This is a genomic window from Methylobacterium oryzae (assembly GCF_021398735.1).
Taxonomy (GTDB): Bacteria; Pseudomonadota; Alphaproteobacteria; order Rhizobiales; family Beijerinckiaceae; genus Methylobacterium.
Genome location: NZ_CP090349.1, coordinates 1,538,026 through 1,553,088, shown reverse-complemented (window position 1 = coordinate 1,553,088; position 15,063 = coordinate 1,538,026). Strand labels below are relative to the sequence as shown.

The window sequence follows — 15,063 nt, the reverse complement described above, 5'->3', positions numbered from 1 at the left end:
GGCAGACCACTCCAGTGGGGGCGGATCACCCTGGCGCGGTCTGTCGGACGAGACCCAAGACCGGATCGGCGTCGTCGCCACCGATATGGTGTTTCAAGCCTTCGTGTCCGGCGACGCCTTCGGCCCGAAGGATCAGCCGGTGCCGGGCCGTAGCAAGCGGGCGCAGACGATCCGCGGCGAGGCGAGCGATGCTTCCTGCCGCCGGCTGACCGAGCTGCACACTGTCATTGAGGACGTGCTGCCGGTCCTGTTCGGCTCAGCCGGCCAGAACCCAGAATGGGCGGTGGCGATGGGTGCGAAGCGATGAGCCTACGCGGCCGCCAGGATGACGCGACACCTCTACCGGCGGCTCGGTTCGAGATCAGCCCCCGGCGCGGCCTGCGCCGCGAAGAATCGGCCCGCTACGTCGGCGTCAGCCCCTCGAAATTCGACGAGATGGTCCGGGACGGCCGAATGCCGAAGCCGAAACGGATCGACGGGTGCGTGGTCTGGGACCTCCGGCGTCTCGACTTGGCGTGGGACGCTCTCGGCGGCGATGATGCAGGCCACAACCCGTGGGACTGAACTCCGTGGTCAGCATCGATCTGCCGTTCGTCGTCGCCGACACCGATCGACACGGCAACGTCCGGTACTACTTCCGCAGACGGCCTGAGAAGAAGGTGCGCCTCCATGGCAAGCCCGGCTCCGCCGAGTTCCAGAAGGCCTACGAGGCAGCTCGCGACCGGGCGTCTGAGGTCACGCCGGCGAAGGGCGGCCGCCCGGCCGCTGGCTCGTTCATCGACGTGTCGCAGCGCTACATCGCAAGCCCGACCTTCAAGAAGCTCGATGCCTCGACACAGGGCTGGCAGAAGCGCGCACTGAACGAGATCGCCGCCAGCGACAAGGGCACGGCATCGGTCGCGCTGATGCAGCCGCGCCATGTGCGGCGCCTGCGCGACGAGAAGGCCGAGACACCGGCCGCCGCCAACACGATGCTCAAGGCGCTCCGGGCCATGTTCCAATGGGCCATGGAGGAGGACATCGTTGACGCAGATCCAACGCGGGATGTGAAGCGCGCTCAGTACGTCACCAAAGGGCACCACACCTGGACACTGGACGAGGTCGACCAGTTTGAGCGTCGGCACCCGCTCGGCTCGAAGCCACGGCTAGCCTTCGCGCTACTGCTCTACACGGCCTGCCGGCGCGAGGACGCGACGCGCCTTGGCCCTCAGCACATCCGCGATGGCCGCCTGCGCTACATCCAGGCCAAGAACGAGCACCGCAAGCCCATCTCGGTCGACGTGCCGGTGTTTCCCGATCTGGCCGAGGCGATCGCCGCCCTGCCCTCCTCGCACCTGACCTTCCTAGTCACGGACTACGGCAAGCCGTTCTCGGTGGCGGGATTCGGCAACCGCTTCCGCGAGTGGTGCGATCAGGCCGGGCTCCCGCACTGCTCGGCACACGGCCTGCGAAAAGCGACAGCGGCGCGACTCGCCGAGCGCGGGTGCACGCCGCACGAGATCATGGCGGTCACGGGCCATCAGACGCTGGAAGAGGTGGAGCGGTACACGCGCGAGGCCCAGCGTGCGGGGCTCGCCGACAGTGCCTGGAAGCGCTTCGCCGCGGGGCGTCGTGGTCCCACCGCGGAGGCGGGTGAAGGTCCCACTTCCGGTAAACCACTGGCAGAGATGAATAAAAATGCGCCGGTGGCGCTCCCAAGGGGAATCGAACCCCTGTTTTCGCCGTGAGAGGGCGACGTCCTAGACCGCTAGACGATGGGAGCTTTCCGGCGGCGCGGGGCTGCTATAGCCACCACTCGGCGGGGGAGCAAGTGCCTTCGTCAGGAAATCCGCCGCGGCGGGTCAGATCGGGGGCGAATAGCGGTCGTGGTGGACAACGTGCAGGACGAGCGGGCCGGGATCGTGGCCGAGGGAGGCGTGCGGCTCGACCGGGCGCTGGTCGCGCTGTTCCCGGATCTATCCCGGGCTCGGCTGCAGGATCTGATCCGCACCGGCAGGGTTCAGCGGGACGGTCTCCCGGCGCTCGACCCGGCCGCCAAGGTCGCCGCGGGCGCGCGCATCGTGCTCACGGTGCCCCCGGCAGCCCCGGCGGAGCCGGTGGCCGAGGCCGCGGATCTGCCGATCGTCCACGAGGACGACGACCTGATCGTCATCGACAAGCCCGCCGGCCTCGTGGTCCATCCCGCCCCGGGCCACGAGAGCGGCACGCTGGTCAACGCCCTGATCGCCCATTGCGGGGCCAGCCTGTCGGGCATCGGCGGCGTCCGCCGGCCCGGCATCGTCCACCGCCTCGACAAGGACACGAGCGGCCTGATCGTCGTCGCCAAGAACGACGTGGCCCACCAGGGCCTCACCGCCCAGTTCGCCGATCACGGCCGGTCCGGACCGCTGGAACGCGCCTACGCCGCCGTGGTCTGGGGCCTGCCCCAGCCGCGGGCCGGGACGATCCAGGCAAGCCTCGCGCGGTCGCGCTTCCACCGGGAGAAGATCGCCGTCGTCTCGGACGCGAGCGGGCGCCACGCCGTCACCCACTACGCCGTAGCCGAGGCGTATCGCGAGGCCGCCCTCGTAAGGTGCCGCCTGGAGACGGGCCGCACCCACCAGATTCGCGTGCATCTCGCCCATCGCGGACACCCCCTGCTCGGGGACACGGTCTACGGCGGCGCCTTCCGGACCAAGGCGGCCCGCCTGACGCCGGAGGCCCGCGCCGCCCTCGCGGCGCTCGGGCGCCAGGCACTCCACGCGGAACTGCTCGGCTTCAGCCACCCGCGGACCGGCGCGACGCTGCGGTTCGAGAGCCCGCTACCGCCCGATATGGCCGCGCTGGTGCAGGCGCTGAGGGCGGAAGAGGACGGGCCGCCGCGCCCGTAACCGCCGCGTCGCGGCGTGCGAAAGATCACGCCGTACCGCGTCACATCGTGACATGGTACGACCAAAATCGCCGGTGGCGCGTTGTTGACGACGTGGGTGTCATCGACCGCGACCGGCTCCCCGGCGTCCCGTACGAGATGGGGGGCCGGCAGGGTCGGCTCAAGAGCGGCCCGAGTGGACGGCACTGTTGTCCGTCGCGTCCGCCCGACAGGGGGACATAAGGTCCAGGAGAATGCCATGGCCGGTACGCTGCCCGTGCTCGCCAACGAAGGTGGCCTCTCGCGCTACCTCGACGAGATTCGCAAGTTCCCGATGCTGGAGCCGTCGGAAGAGTTCACGCTGGCGAAGGCCTGGCGCGACGCCGGCGACCGCGAGGCCGCGCACCGGCTCGTGACGTCGCACCTGCGCCTGGTCGCCAAGATCGCCATGGGCTACCGCGGCTACGGCCTGCCGATCGGCGAAGTCGTGTCGGAGGGCAATGTCGGCCTCATGCAGGCGGTCAAGCGCTTCGATCCCGACAAGGGCTTCCGTCTGGCCACCTACGCGATGTGGTGGATCAAGGCGGCGATCCAGGAATACATCCTGCGCTCGTGGTCGCTCGTGAAGATGGGCACGACCGCGAACCAGAAGAAGCTGTTCTTCAACCTGCGCAAGGCGAAGGGCAAGATCTCGGCCCTCGACGAGGGTGACCTCAAGCCCGATCAGGTGAAGCAGATCGCCACCCGTCTCGGCGTGCCCGAGCAGGACGTGATCGACATGAACCGGCGCCTGTCCGGCGACACGTCGCTCAACGCGCCCCTGCGCGAGGAGGGCGAGGGCGAGTGGCAGGACTGGCTCGTGGACAACAGCCCGAGCCAGGAGACCGTGCTGGCGCGGGAGCAGGAGGGTCAGAACCGCCTCTCCGCGCTCAAGGACGCCCTCGGTGTGCTCAATCCGCGCGAGCGCCGCATCTTCGAGGCCCGGCGCCTCGCCGAGGACCCGATCACCCTGGAGGATCTCTCCGGCGAGTTCGGCGTGTCCCGCGAACGCGTCCGGCAGATCGAGGTCCGCGCCTTCGAGAAGGTGCAGGAAGCGGTCAAGCGCAACATCGCGAGCCGCGAGCTGCCCCGGACCGGCATCGAGGCCCGCTGAGCCGCGCGCCCGGCGAGCGACGCGCCGGGCCCGCCGGTTCGGGTCGGGGCTCGGACGGCGGGTGCCGTCGAGCGATCACTGCCAGGCGTCGAAGGCGTTCTGCATCACCTGGGCGCCGGCGGCGCCCTTCTCGAAGGTCAGGACCGCCCGGCGGCCGGACGTGTAGCGCAGGGCGATGTCGAACCAGTTCCGGTGGAGGAGCAGGTCGGTGTTGCGCTCGACGTCGTTCTGCAGCGACGACAGGCCGATCAGGAACAGGTTGTCGCGTACCCGAACCGGCAGGCCCGAGACCGGCGAGCCGCGGGCGCTCTGCTCGTCCTTGGCCTGGAGCAACCCGACATCTTGGACGGTTCTGGACGCGGCGTTGCTGCCGCTCTGGCTGAAGGCCAAGCTCACCGTGTGGGAGGCCGGCAGGGTCGCGTCGAGATTGCGCTGGATGGTCATCACCAGCGTCAGGCCGGCATCCGGGATGGTCACGGTGGCGACGACGGCGTTCTGGACCGGCTGCCCCTGATCCCCGTTGACGGTCTCGAGCCGCCACGTCACCCGCCCCGGCGTCACGGTCGGCTGACCGCCCTCGGCCCCCGTCGCCTCCTCGACGAGTTCCGCCCTCTGCGCGACCGCGACGCCCGCGTCGGCCGGCGCGGGCGTGGCCGCGGCCCGTGCCGGCGCACCGTTCTCGACGCGCGTCGGGGCCTTGGGGGCCGGGGCGGCGTCGCCGCCGACCCGGTCGCCGAACTTGGTCTCGCCTTCCGGCTGCTGCGTGTCCGCGGTCTCCGTGCCGCTCGACGGCAGGTTCTGCGGCCGGTCGCGCAGCAGGAAGGCCGCGACGGCGATCAGGCCGATCACCACAGCCAGGACACCGCCCACGAAGACGTTGCGCAGCACGCGCGACCGACCGGTGCGCGGGGGGACCACCTCGATCCGCGGACGCTGACGCCCGCCCGCGCCCTCGGCCGCCTCGGCGTCAGGGTCCTCGACGGCGGGCACCTCGGCGCCGGACGTCTCGGCGACCAGCGGGGCCGTGTCGGGCGCGGCCGTCTGCGGCGTGCCCGGACGGGGCGGCGCGATCGGGATCGGTGCCTCGCGCGGCCCGTCCGCGGCCTCCCGATCCCCGTCGCGGGCCGCCACCGCGAACGGCGGCTTCGCCGACGGGAGGATGGGCGCCAGCGCGGGACCGGATCCCGGCTCCGGCGGGGACGGCTCCGGGATCTCCGGCTCCGTCGCCGCGGGGACGATCGGCTCTGGGATGGCGGGCTCTGGCGCGGCGGGTGCGGGCACGGCCGGTGCTGATGGCGGCGCCGAAACCGTGGCCGGAGCGGGCGCCCCGGGCGCCTGCGCGGCATCGTTGGCGGGGGCCGGGAGGCCGCCGTGATCGACCTCGAGCCGCTCGATCGCGGCGTCGAGCGCCCGACGCTCGAGATCGATATCGGCCTCCGACAGCGGCGGATCGAGGGAGCGCAGCTGGCTGATCAGGGCGTTGCGCGCGCGGTCGTAGACCGCCTTGCGCAGGGCGGGCGTTCGGTCCGGCAGCGCGTCGAGCGCGCGCGCCAGAAGCGGGTAGTAATCGGCCATGATACTCTGGTCCGCCCCTTCGGCCGCCGTCCGGCAAAGCCGGTCGGAGGCCGGGGACCGAGGTCCGCGCCCGCCCGACAGGTCCGGTCGCGGCCGTCGGCCGGTTTGTCGTATCCCGCCGCGCGGGATCAGGGCCCGCGCGCCGGTTGCCTTCGAGACGGCGGGCGGATCGCGATACGGACCGCCCGGCCGCCAGCCCGTTCTAGATCAAGCCCGCGCGGACTGGATACAGGCAGGGCCGCCGAAAACACGCGTCGTCAACGGGATAGCGCGCGAAGGGTCAATCCTCGAACGGGTTGTGCATGAGGATCGTGTCGTCGCGCTCGGGCGAGGTCGACAGCAGCGCCACCGGCGCCCCGATCAGCTCCTCGATCCGGCGCACGTACTTGATCGCCTGCGCGGGCAGATCCGCCCAGGACCGGGCCCCCGCGGTCGTCTCCGACCAGCCCGGGATCACCTCGTAGACCGGCTCGATCCGGGCCTGCGCGGCCTGGCTCGCCGGCAGATGGTCGATCGGCTGGCCGTCCAGCAGGTAGCCGGTGCAGACGCGGATCTCTTCGAAGCCGTCGAGGATGTCGAGCTTGGTCAGCGCGATGCCGTGGATGCCGGAGGTCCGGACCGTCTGGCGCACCAGCACGGCGTCGAACCAGCCGCAGCGGCGCTTGCGCCCGGTATTGACGCCGAACTCGCGCCCGCGGCTGCCGATGGTCTCGCCGATCTCGTCGAACAGCTCGGTGGGGAACGGTCCCTCGCCGACGCGGGTCGTGTACGCCTTGGCGATGCCCAGGACGTAGCCGATCGCGCCCGGGCCGAGGCCCGAGCCCGTCGCCGCCTGCGCGGCAACGATATTGGAGGAGGTCACGAACGGGTAAGTGCCGTGGTCGACGTCGAGCAGCGCGCCCTGCGCGCCCTCGAACAGGATGCGCTTGCCGGCCCGGCGCTCCTCGTCGAGCAGCGACCACACGGTGTCGGCGAAGGGCAGGATCTTCGGCGCGATCGCCTTCAGCTCGGTCAGCAGCGCCTCGGCGTTGACCTCGTCGATCCCGAGGCCGCGCCGAAGGGCGTTGTGGTGGGTCAGCACGCGCTCGATCTTGGCCGGCAGCGCGTCGGGGTCGGCGAGGTCGACGACCCGGATCGCGCGGCGGCCGACCTTGTCCTCGTAGGCCGGCCCGATGCCGCGCTTGGTCGTGCCGATCTTCAGTCCGGCATTGGCCGTCTCGCGGAAATGATCCAGCTCGCGGTGGAGGGGAAGGATCAGCGTCGCGTTGTCGGCGATCCGCAGGGAGGACGGCGAGACGTCCACGCCCTGCGCCTTGATCCGCTCGATCTCGTCGATCAGGTGCCAGGGATCGACCACGACACCGTTGCCGATGACCGAGAGCTTGCCGCCGCGGACGACGCCCGACGGCAGCAGCGCCAGCTTGTAGGTCACGCCGTCGATGACGAGCGTGTGGCCGGCGTTATGGCCGCCCTGGAAACGGACCACGATGTCGGCCTGCTCGGAGAGCCAGTCGACGATCTTGCCCTTGCCCTCGTCGCCCCACTGGGCGCCCACAACGACGACGTTGGCCATGCCTGCCTGCTTACCCGCGACGGAAACCGGGACGGCGCCGCCCACGGGTGCAGGCAACGTACGTCGTGAGCCGTTTCCGCGATCCGGGCAACGAAATCAAGCAAGGGGCCGCATGTTCGGACCGCATGGCGGTCGGCCGGAGCCGGTCACGACCGGCTTACTTGGCCTCGGTACCGGGGTCGCGACCGGGCAGTTCGTGCGGCTTGATCACCGGCATGGAGCCGGACTGATCGGGCTTCACCACAGTGCCGGTCGTGCCGGAATCCGGCGGCTTGATCACGCCGTCGTTCTTCTGGAGCTTGTCGCTGAGCGACTGGTCCTGCGGCGGCGCGTCCGCGTTCGGGCGAACGCGCTCGGGCGGCGCCGGGGCCGGACTGGTCGTCTGGGCGCCGGCGGGTACTGCCGCGACGGTCGCCGCCAAGGTCGTCGCGAGGGCGGCGAGCAGGGTCTTGTTCGGCACGAGGGCCTCCCCGGTTCGAGACACGAATTCGGGGAGGAACAGTCGGAGACGGGATCCGTTCCTGTCCGCGATCGGGTCCGACGTCCCGTCCTGTGGACCGGATCCGGCGGCCTCAACCCTGGCGGGCGGCCTCGATGTAGAGCTCGCGCAGGCGCCGGGTCAGCGCGCCCGGCCGCCCCTCGCCGATTGACCGCCCGTCGATCTCGACGACCGGCATCACGAAGGCGGAGGCGCTGGTGTAGAAGGCCTCCTGGGCCGCGTAGACCTCGTCCACCGGGATCAGCCGCTCCTCGATGCGCAGGTCGGCCTCCTGCGCGAGGCGCAACACCGAGGCCCGGGTGATGCCCGGCAGGAGCGCCGTGGAGAGCGGCCGGGTCACGAGCACGCGGTCGCGGCCGATGATGAACGCGGTCGAGGAGGAGCCCTCGGTGACCGCGCCGTCCTCGACCATCCAGGCCTCAGCGACGCCGGCCTCGGCCGCCTGCTGCTTGGCGAGCACCTGCGCCAGCAGGGCCACCGACTTGATGTCCCGCCGCTTCCAGCGCAGGTCCTCGACGGTGATCACCCGGGCGCCGCTCTCGGCGAGCGGGTTGGCGAGCACGGTCTTGGCCTGCGTGAACATCACCACGGTGGGCTCGGTGCCGGCCTTAGGGAAGGCGAAGTCGCGCTCGGCCACCCCGCGGGTCACCTGCATGTAGACGAGCCCCTCGCTGACGCCGTTGCGGGCGACGAGCTCGGTCTGCAGGCGCTCCCAGCCCGCCGCGTCGTGCGGGTTGCGGATGCCGATCTCGCCGAGCGAGCGGTCGAGGCGCACGAGGTGCGCGGCGTTGTCGACGAGCTTGCCGTCGATGATCGCCGAGACCTCGTAGATGCCGTCGGCGAACAGGAAGCCGCGGTCCATGATCGGCACGCGCGCCTCCTCGTAGGGAAGGAACTGGCCGTTGAGGTAGACGATGCGGGGAGCGGTCACGGGGAGCTGTCCTGTGTTCGGCGCGGGCCCGGAAACGCGGGCCCGCGAGCGCGGGTCGAAGCAGGAATCGTGCGGAGTCTCAGCGGTCGCCGAAGACCCGCCCGAAGATCGTGTCCACGTGCTTGAAGTGGTAGCCGAGATCGAAGCACGCCTCGATCTGCTCGGCCGGGAGCGCCGCGGCGACCTCCGGGTCCGCCTTGAGCAGCGCCAGGAAATCGCCCTCGCCGCGCCAGACCGGCATCGCGTTGCGCTGGACCAGCCGGTAGGAATCCTCGCGGGAGACCCCGGCCTGGGTCAGCGCCAGCAGCACGCGCTGCGAGTGGATCAGGCCGCCGAGCCGGTCGAGGTTCTTCTGCATGTTGGCCGGGTAGACCAGCAGCTTCTCCATCACCCCGGTCATCCGCGCCAGGGCGAAGTCGAGGGTGACGGTGGCGTCGGGGCCGATCATCCGCTCCACCGACGAGTGGGAGATGTCGCGCTCGTGCCAGAGGGCGACGTTCTCCAGGGCCGGGGTGACGTAGCCGCGCACCATCCGGGCGAGGCCCGTGATGTTCTCGGTGAGGACCGGGTTGCGCTTGTGCGGCATCGCCGAGGAGCCCTTCTGGCCCTCGGAGAAGAACTCCTCCGCCTCGAGGACCTCGGTGCGCTGGAGGTGCCGGATCTCGATCGCCAGCCGCTCCAGCGACGAGGCGACGACGCCGAGGGTCGCGAAGAACATCGCGTGCCGGTCGCGTGGGATCACCTGGGTCGAGACCGGCTCGGCGGTCAGGCCCATCTTCTCGGCGACGTACTGCTCCACCCGCGGGTCGATGTTGGCGAACGTGCCGACCGCGCCCGAGATCGCGCAGGTGGCGACCTCCTCGCGGGCCGCGACGAGGCGGCGGCGGTTGCGCTCGAACTCGGCGTAGGCCTGGGCGAGCTTCAGACCGAAGGTGACCGGCTCGGCGTGGATGCCGTGCGACCGGCCGATGGTCGGGGTGAGCTTGTGCTCCAGGGCCCGGGTCTTCAGGGCGGAGAGCAGCGAGTCGACGTCGGCGATCAGGATATCGGCGGCCCGCACCAATTGCACGTTGAGGCAGGTGTCGAGCACGTCCGAAGAGGTCATGCCCTGGTGGACGAAGCGCGCCTCGGGACCGACGATCTCGGCGAGGTGGGTCAGGAAGGCGATGACGTCGTGCTTCGTCACCGCCTCGATCGCGTCGATGCGGGCGACGTCGAAGACCGCGTCCTTGCCCTTGGTCCAGATCGTCTCGGCCGCCGCCTTCGGCACGACACCGATCTCGGCGAGCGCCGTGGTGGCGTGGGCCTCGATCTCGAACCAGATCCGGAAGCGGCTCTCGGGCGACCAGATCGCCGTCATCGCGGGGCGGCTATAGCGGGGGATCATGGGGGCCTCGGCACGGTCCGGATTGCGTGCGTGGCCGGTAGCATGCGCCGGGCCGGCCGCTCAATGCGCATCGGGCATGCCGGGACGGCAACCGACGTGAAACGCGCGCCGCACCGGGCTCAGTCGATCCGCACCCAGCCCTGGCCCATCAGCCGTTCCTGCGGCCGGAAGCGGGACTTGTAGTCCATCTTGCGCGAGCCCTCGACCCAGTAGCCGAGATAGAGGTAGGGCAGCCCGAGCGCGCGAGCCCGGCGGATGTGGTCGAGAATCATGAAGGTCCCGGGCGAGCGCGCGGCCTCCGCGGGATCGTAGAACGAGTAGACCATCGACAGGCCGTCCGAGAGGACGTCCGTCAGGCAGAACGCGAGCGGCGGTCCGGAGCCGCGGCCGGTGATCGCCGTGTCCGGCCCGTGCCGGCGATACGACACGAGGTGCGTGTCGACGTGGCTGTCCTCGACCATCATGGCGTAGTCGAGCACGGTCATGTCGACCATGCCGCCGTCGCCGTGCCGGGCGTCGAGGTAGCGGCGGAACAGGGCGTACTGCTCGGAGGCGGGCCGGTTCGGCTCCGGCGTACCGACCCAGTCGGCGCTGCGCGCCAGGATGCGCCGCTGGCTGGCGCTCGGCTCGAACTCGTCGACCACCACGCGGACCGAGACGCAGGCCCGGCACGTCTCGCAGGCCGGCCGGTACGCGATGGTCTGCGAGCGGCGGAAACCGCCCTGGGTCAGGATCTCGTTCAGGTCGCGGGCGCGCCGTCCGACCAAGTGGGTGAAGACCTTCCGCTCCTCCTGCCCCGGCAGGTAGGGGCACGGCGAGGGGGCGGTGAGGTAGAATTGCGGTGTGTCGCGCGGGTGGCTGGTCACGCTTCTCACAGACCCTGCGCCGGGTTCATCCTCGCGGCGCCGGCGTGACAGTGTACAGGCGACCGGCCGGGGCTCAATGGCCCGGCCGGTCGCACCGTCAGATTTTCATCAGCGGAATCGCGGCTCAGCGCGCGTGGACGACGGCGAGGCCGAGGAGCAGGTCGTGCCCGAGGCGGCGGTCGGAGCGCATGAGCCCGAACGCGATGTCGACGCACCAGAGCAGGAAGGTCGAGATCGCCACGTAGAACAGCAGCGCGTGGACCGCGGCCGTGATGACGTCGACCCGCGCGCCGCTCTCGGGCGCGACGGTCCGCAGGCCCATCATCCGCTGGCCGATCGTGCTCTGTTTCGGCCCGCCCACCGTGATCGCGCTGTAGATAATGCCGCTCGCCGGAAGGACCGCGAACAGCGTCCAGCCGAGGCCGAAGGTGACCACCCCGATCACGGTGATCGCGAGGGTCAGCAGGGCCGTGAAGCCGAAGATGAACAGGATGTCGAGGAGATAGGCGACCGTCCGGCCACCCAGGCTCGCCCGCACGAACGGGATCGGCAACGCGGTGGCGTAGCCGGGCGCTTCGAAGCGCTGCGCGTATCCGGGTTGTGGGTTCTGCATGGTGTCGCGTCCTGCAAGCGAGGCTGCGGACGTGAAGGTGGGTGCGCACGCCTGATGCCGCAAGGGGATCCGCGAGGAGACGCGGGCGTGGGCGCGCCTCAGCGCCCGGCCGGGTCTCCGGCCGCGGCGTCGGGCGTGTCGAGGTAGAAGCGCTTGAGCATGTAGAGGGACGGGCCCGACAGGGTGCTCGCCTCGGTGGCGAGGGCGACCAGGGTCGTGCCGGCATCGAAGCGGCAGGTCAGCCAGTGCTGCCGGTTCCCGTCGGCGTAGTCGACGCGCACCGAATTCGCCGACGGCCCCGGCGCCGCCCGAAGGAGCCGGATCCCGTCCTGCGGCGCGACCGCCGGGAGCGCCCGGCGGCAGGTGGCGACGCGATCCCGGCGCAGGGTGTCCTGGCAGGCGACGAGCCCCCCGAGGAAGCCGACCACGACCGCGGCCCCGAGGAGCCAGCGGTGCCCGCGCTTCACGGATGGTTGCGCAGGCGCTCCGCGACCCGCGGCGCGTGATAGGTGAGGACGCCGTCGGCGCCGGCCCGCTTGAAGGCGAGGAGCGCCTCGACCATCGCGCGGTCGCCGTCGAGCCAGCCGTTGCGGGCGGCCGCCTCGATCATCGCGTACTCGCCCGACACTTGGTAGGCGAAGGTCGGCACCTGGAACTCGTCCCGCACCCGGCGGATGATGTCGAGATAGGGCAGGCCCGGCTTCACCATCACCGAATCCGCGCCCTCGTCGAGGTCGAGTCGGACCTCGCGCAGGGCCTCGGCCGAGTTGCCGGGATCCATCTGGTAGGTGCGCTTGTCGCCGACCAGCGCCGCCTTGGTGCCGATCGCGTCCCGGAACGGCCCGTAGAAGGCGCTGGCGTATTTCGCCGCGTAGGCCATGATCTGCACGTCGAGGAAGCCGGCCTTGTCGAGGCCCGCGCGGATCGCGCCGACGCGCCCGTCCATCATGTCGGAGGGCGCGATGATGTCGGTCCCGGCCTCGGCCTGGATCAGGCTCTGCTCGACGAGGACCGCGACCGTCTCGTCGTTGAGGATCGCGCCGTCCCGCATCAGGCCGTCGTGGCCGTGGCTCGTGTAGGGATCGAGCGCCACGTCGGTCATGATCCCGATCTCGGGCACGGCCCGCTTCACGGCGCGGACCGCCCGGCAGACGAGGTTGTTGGCGTTCAGCGCCTCCGAGCCGGTCGGGTCGCGCAGCGACACCTCCGTGTAGGGGAAGAACGACACCGCCGGGATGCCGAGCTTCGCGGCGCGCTCCGCGTCGCGGACGATCTCGTCCACCGAGAGGCGCTCGACGCCCGGCATCGAGGCGACCGGCTCGCGGCGGCCCTCGCCGTCGATCACGAACATCGGCCAGATCAGGTCGTCGACCGTCAGGGTGTGCTCGCGGACGAGGCGGCGCGACCAGTCGGCTTTCCGGTTCCGGCGCGGGCGCTGGGTGATCTTCAGACCCTCCACGCGGGCGCCCTCGCGAGCGGCCTCCACGGCGAGAGGGCGCGGCTCTGGCAGGGTGTCTGACATGCGGCTTCGCTACCGTTCGCGCGGACCACGCCGCGGATCGTGCGGCGCCCGTGCGCCGGAGGCGATCGACTACCACACCGGGCCGGCGCAACGAAACCCGACCGTTGACGCCGGACGGCGGAACCGCTTCAACCCGGCGACCCCCGCCCGATCGATCAGGATCCCGGCCCTTCGCCATGAACCGGCCCCCACCATCCGCGAGCGCTCGATAGTGCCCAGCTACTTTCCGATCCGGCGCAGGACGCCGCGGCCGGGCGGCATCCCGAGCGACCGCATCGAGCGGGCCCAGGGCCCCGCGTCCGGCACGTGGGACACAGTGCTGATCTGGTTCATGCGGCTCACGGCCCTCGTCTGGCTGCTGAAGAGCGTCTTCGCCTGGGCGACCATCCTCGACGTCCTGCCGGGCGTGCGCCCCTTCGAGGCCGAGCCGTTCGGCCGCCAATCCGCGATCGTCTACTTCGCGGTGATCGACGCCGCGGCGGCGATCGGATTGTGGCTGACGAGCGCCTGGGGCGGCGTGATCTGGTTGCTCGCCGTCACGTCGGCGATGACGCTCGCTGTCCTGACACCGCAACTCTTGCCGTTATCGGTGCCGCTGCTCGTATTCGGAGGCTGTGTTGTGACGTTGTACTTCCTGCTGTCCTGGCTGGCCGCGCAGGAAGCACGGTGAACGAACCGTTCTTGTCTTCATTCAGTTTGTCTTTACCGCGAAGAGTAAATCGCGAATTCATCCTGTCGCTTAAATCGCCTTTCATTCCCGAGCCCTAGCTTAGCCATCATCAACGGCGCCGCATCCAACGGGTGCCGGATCATCGGATGGCGAGGCAGAGATGAAGACCCAGAACGCCCGAGTCGCGCAGGTCGAGGCCCCCGAGGAAGCCGCCTCCACCAAGGGCTCCTACCTCGAGGCGCTGCACCTCGTGGAGCGGCTGCATCGCCGGCTGCTCGACGTGATCAAGGACGAGTTCGAGCGCCGCGGCCGCGAGGACGTCAACAGCGTCCAGGCGCTGCTCCTGTACAACATCGGCGACAAGGAGCTGACCGCGAGCGAGCTGCGGACCAAGGGCTACTACCTGGGCTCCAACGTCTCGTACAACGTGAAGAAGCTTGTCGAGGCCGGCTATCTCCACCACGCCCGCTCGAAGACCGACCGGCGCTCCGTCCGGATCAGCCTGACCGACAAGGGCCGCCAGGTTCACGAGATCATCCAGGGGCTCTACGACAAGCATGCCCGGACGATCACGCCGATTGGCGGGATCTCGGAGGAGGACTTCATTCGCCTGAACCAGGCCCTCACCCGCCTGGAGCGCTTCTGGACCGATCAGATCCGCTACCGCCTCTGAGGCGCGCCCTCAGAGGTTCAGCAGGCCGATGATCCCGGCGATCACCGCGTAGGCGAAGCCGGCGTTGATGGCGACGCCGAACATCCCGATCACGAGACCGCCCAGCACGACCAGACCGTCGCGCTCGACGAGACCGAGCCCGACCAGGCAGACGGCGAGACCCAGCGGGATCTGCCCGACGATGGGCGCGGCCACGATCAGCGCCAGCGCCAGGGCGAGCAGGACGATCCCCATGCCGCGCATGCCGAGCGCGGTCTCGAACACGCTGACGCGGGGGCGCGACCAGCGCTCCAGGCGGCGCAGGATCGGCACCGCGCGGGTGACGGCGCGCCGGACATCCGTTAGGGCGATCGAGCGGCCGAGGAGCATCCGCGGCAGCCACGGCGCCGACATCCCGGCGGCGATCTGGATCGCCACGAGGAGCAGGAGCAGGCCGCAGATCAGCGGGATCGGCGGCGGCATGGGCAGGCAGTTCGGCAGCCCGAGCAGGACCACGAGCAGCGCGAAGGCACGGTCCCGCAGGACCGCGACGATGTCGCCCACGGTGAGGCGCTCGCCCTCCTGGCTCGCCAGCACGGTGAGGACGTCCGACGTTCGTGCACCGGAGGTCAAGGATCTGCCAACCTTCGCTTTCCCGCGGGGGCTCTAGCCGAGAACATCTGGCACGCCAAGCACGGCAGATTCGCGACAGCGCGATGGCGTCCCGCGGGCGGACGCGCGGCGGACGGCCCGCGAAGTCCCGGCCAGCACAGC

18 protein-coding genes and 1 tRNA gene are annotated in these 15,063 nt (G+C 70.6%); 7 read left to right on the top strand and 12 right to left on the bottom strand.

Going from position 1 to position 15,063, the window contains the following annotated elements:
• Positions 1–85 precede the first annotated feature (85 nt).
• Together LXM90_RS07470 and LXM90_RS07465 are read left to right on the top strand one after the other, a co-directional pair.
• The gene (locus LXM90_RS07470; RefSeq protein WP_020092839.1) at positions 86–307 is read left to right on the top strand and encodes a hypothetical protein; all 222 of its coding nucleotides are present in this window, start codon (positions 86–88) and stop codon (positions 305–307) included.
• Entirely contained in the window at positions 304–564 is a 261-nt protein-coding gene (locus LXM90_RS07465; protein WP_020092840.1) for a helix-turn-helix transcriptional regulator, read from the top strand. The genes LXM90_RS07470 and LXM90_RS07465 overlap by 4 nt, the downstream gene beginning before the upstream one ends.
• A gap of 229 nt (positions 565–793) precedes the next feature.
• Here the strand turns inward: LXM90_RS07465 and LXM90_RS07460 are convergent, their stop codons facing one another.
• Complete coding sequence (locus tag LXM90_RS07460) at positions 794–979, bottom strand: hypothetical protein (RefSeq protein WP_234082252.1); 186 nt, start codon at positions 977–979, stop codon at positions 794–796.
• Between LXM90_RS07460 and LXM90_RS07455 the strand changes: the two genes are divergently transcribed.
• Positions 906–1,727, top strand: coding sequence for a tyrosine-type recombinase/integrase (locus LXM90_RS07455; RefSeq protein ID WP_307188509.1), 822 nt, complete (start codon positions 906–908; stop codon positions 1,725–1,727). The two genes, LXM90_RS07460 and LXM90_RS07455, sit on opposite strands and share 74 nt — an antisense overlap.
• Here the strand turns inward: LXM90_RS07455 and LXM90_RS07450 are convergent.
• Positions 1,687–1,762 (bottom strand) — tRNA-Glu (locus LXM90_RS07450). The genes LXM90_RS07455 and LXM90_RS07450 overlap by 41 nt on opposite strands.
• 103 nt (positions 1,763–1,865) lie before the next feature.
• Here LXM90_RS07450 and LXM90_RS07445 point away from each other — a divergent pair.
• Both LXM90_RS07445 and rpoH read left to right on the top strand, forming a co-directional pair.
• On the top strand, positions 1,866–2,870 hold the full coding sequence (locus LXM90_RS07445; protein WP_020092841.1) for an RluA family pseudouridine synthase: 1,005 nt from the start codon (positions 1,866–1,868) through the stop codon (positions 2,868–2,870).
• Positions 2,871–3,107: 237 nt separating this feature from the next.
• Complete coding sequence (rpoH, locus tag LXM90_RS07440) at positions 3,108–4,001, top strand: RNA polymerase sigma factor RpoH (RefSeq protein WP_042672026.1); 894 nt, start codon at positions 3,108–3,110, stop codon at positions 3,999–4,001.
• A 75-nt stretch (positions 4,002–4,076) separates the two neighbouring features.
• On the opposite strand, the gene LXM90_RS07435 is transcribed toward rpoH, so the two are convergent.
• From LXM90_RS07435 to hemB, 9 genes are all read right to left on the bottom strand, one after another.
• Positions 4,077–5,576 carry a histidine kinase gene (locus tag LXM90_RS07435; RefSeq protein ID WP_234082250.1) on the bottom strand — a complete coding sequence of 500 codons (1,500 nt, stop codon included), beginning with the start codon at positions 5,574–5,576 and terminating at the stop codon, positions 4,077–4,079.
• Positions 5,577–5,856: 280 nt separating this feature from the next.
• The gene (locus tag LXM90_RS07430) at positions 5,857–7,149 is read right to left on the bottom strand and encodes an adenylosuccinate synthase (protein ID WP_020092844.1); all 1,293 of its coding nucleotides are present in this window, start codon (positions 7,147–7,149) and stop codon (positions 5,857–5,859) included.
• A gap of 157 nt (positions 7,150–7,306) precedes the next feature.
• Complete coding sequence (locus LXM90_RS07425; RefSeq protein ID WP_020092845.1) at positions 7,307–7,609, bottom strand: hypothetical protein; 303 nt, start codon at positions 7,607–7,609, stop codon at positions 7,307–7,309.
• Between the two features lie 112 nt (positions 7,610–7,721).
• Positions 7,722–8,579, bottom strand: a complete 858-nt coding sequence (locus LXM90_RS07420) for a D-amino-acid transaminase (protein ID WP_020092846.1) — start codon at positions 8,577–8,579, stop codon at positions 7,722–7,724.
• 79 nt (positions 8,580–8,658) lie between these two features.
• The gene (purB, locus tag LXM90_RS07415; protein WP_026604876.1) at positions 8,659–9,966 is read right to left on the bottom strand and encodes an adenylosuccinate lyase; all 1,308 of its coding nucleotides are present in this window, start codon (positions 9,964–9,966) and stop codon (positions 8,659–8,661) included.
• A gap of 119 nt (positions 9,967–10,085) precedes the next feature.
• Positions 10,086–10,832, bottom strand: coding sequence for an arginyltransferase (locus tag LXM90_RS07410; protein ID WP_020092848.1), 747 nt, complete (start codon positions 10,830–10,832; stop codon positions 10,086–10,088).
• Positions 10,833–10,956: 124 nt separating this feature from the next.
• Positions 10,957–11,445 carry an RDD family protein gene (locus LXM90_RS07405; RefSeq protein WP_042672022.1) on the bottom strand — a complete coding sequence of 163 codons (489 nt, stop codon included), beginning with the start codon at positions 11,443–11,445 and terminating at the stop codon, positions 10,957–10,959.
• Positions 11,446–11,543: 98 nt separating this feature from the next.
• Positions 11,544–11,912 carry a hypothetical protein gene (locus LXM90_RS07400; protein ID WP_020092850.1) on the bottom strand — a complete coding sequence of 123 codons (369 nt, stop codon included), beginning with the start codon at positions 11,910–11,912 and terminating at the stop codon, positions 11,544–11,546.
• Positions 11,909–12,967 (bottom strand): porphobilinogen synthase, encoded by a 1,059-nt coding sequence (gene hemB, locus LXM90_RS07395; RefSeq protein WP_026604877.1) that lies wholly within the window; start codon positions 12,965–12,967, stop codon positions 11,909–11,911. Before hemB ends, LXM90_RS07400 begins: the two co-directional genes overlap by 4 nt.
• A gap of 211 nt (positions 12,968–13,178) precedes the next feature.
• On the opposite strand from hemB, the gene LXM90_RS31990 reads away from it, so the two are divergent.
• Both LXM90_RS31990 and ldtR read left to right on the top strand, forming a co-directional pair.
• Positions 13,179–13,637 carry a DUF6163 family protein gene (locus LXM90_RS31990; protein WP_026604878.1) on the top strand — a complete coding sequence of 153 codons (459 nt, stop codon included), beginning with the start codon at positions 13,179–13,181 and terminating at the stop codon, positions 13,635–13,637.
• A 160-nt stretch (positions 13,638–13,797) separates the two neighbouring features.
• The gene (gene ldtR, locus LXM90_RS07385; protein ID WP_020092854.1) at positions 13,798–14,310 is read left to right on the top strand and encodes a transcriptional regulator LdtR; all 513 of its coding nucleotides are present in this window, start codon (positions 13,798–13,800) and stop codon (positions 14,308–14,310) included.
• A gap of 9 nt (positions 14,311–14,319) precedes the next feature.
• Here the strand turns inward: ldtR and LXM90_RS07380 are convergent, their stop codons facing one another.
• Entirely contained in the window at positions 14,320–14,922 is a 603-nt protein-coding gene (locus LXM90_RS07380; protein ID WP_267965786.1) for an exopolysaccharide biosynthesis protein, read from the bottom strand.
• Positions 14,923–15,063: the final 141 nt, after the last annotated feature.

What these genes read in the sequence shown, in the direction of transcription:
- LXM90_RS07470 (WP_020092839.1), top strand. Translation starts at nt 86, where the DNA reads ATGGTGTTTCAAGCCTTCGTGTCCGGCGACGCCTTCGGCCCGAAGGAT.
- LXM90_RS07465 (WP_020092840.1), top strand. Translation starts at nt 304, where the DNA reads ATGAGCCTACGCGGCCGCCAGGATGACGCGACACCTCTACCGGCGGCT.
- LXM90_RS07455 (WP_307188509.1), top strand. Translation starts at nt 906, where the DNA reads ATGCAGCCGCGCCATGTGCGGCGCCTGCGCGACGAGAAGGCCGAGACA.
- rpoH (WP_042672026.1), top strand. Translation starts at nt 3,108, where the DNA reads ATGGCCGGTACGCTGCCCGTGCTCGCCAACGAAGGTGGCCTCTCGCGC.
- LXM90_RS07435 (WP_234082250.1), bottom strand. Translation starts at nt 5,576, where the DNA reads ATGGCCGATTACTACCCGCTTCTGGCGCGCGCGCTCGACGCGCTGCCG.
- LXM90_RS07430 (WP_020092844.1), bottom strand. Translation starts at nt 7,149, where the DNA reads ATGGCCAACGTCGTCGTTGTGGGCGCCCAGTGGGGCGACGAGGGCAAG.
- purB (WP_026604876.1), bottom strand. Translation starts at nt 9,966, where the DNA reads ATGATCCCCCGCTATAGCCGCCCCGCGATGACGGCGATCTGGTCGCCC.
- LXM90_RS07405 (WP_042672022.1), bottom strand. Translation starts at nt 11,445, where the DNA reads ATGCAGAACCCACAACCCGGATACGCGCAGCGCTTCGAAGCGCCCGGC.
- hemB (WP_026604877.1), bottom strand. Translation starts at nt 12,967, where the DNA reads ATGTCAGACACCCTGCCAGAGCCGCGCCCTCTCGCCGTGGAGGCCGCT.
- ldtR (WP_020092854.1), top strand. Translation starts at nt 13,798, where the DNA reads ATGAAGACCCAGAACGCCCGAGTCGCGCAGGTCGAGGCCCCCGAGGAA.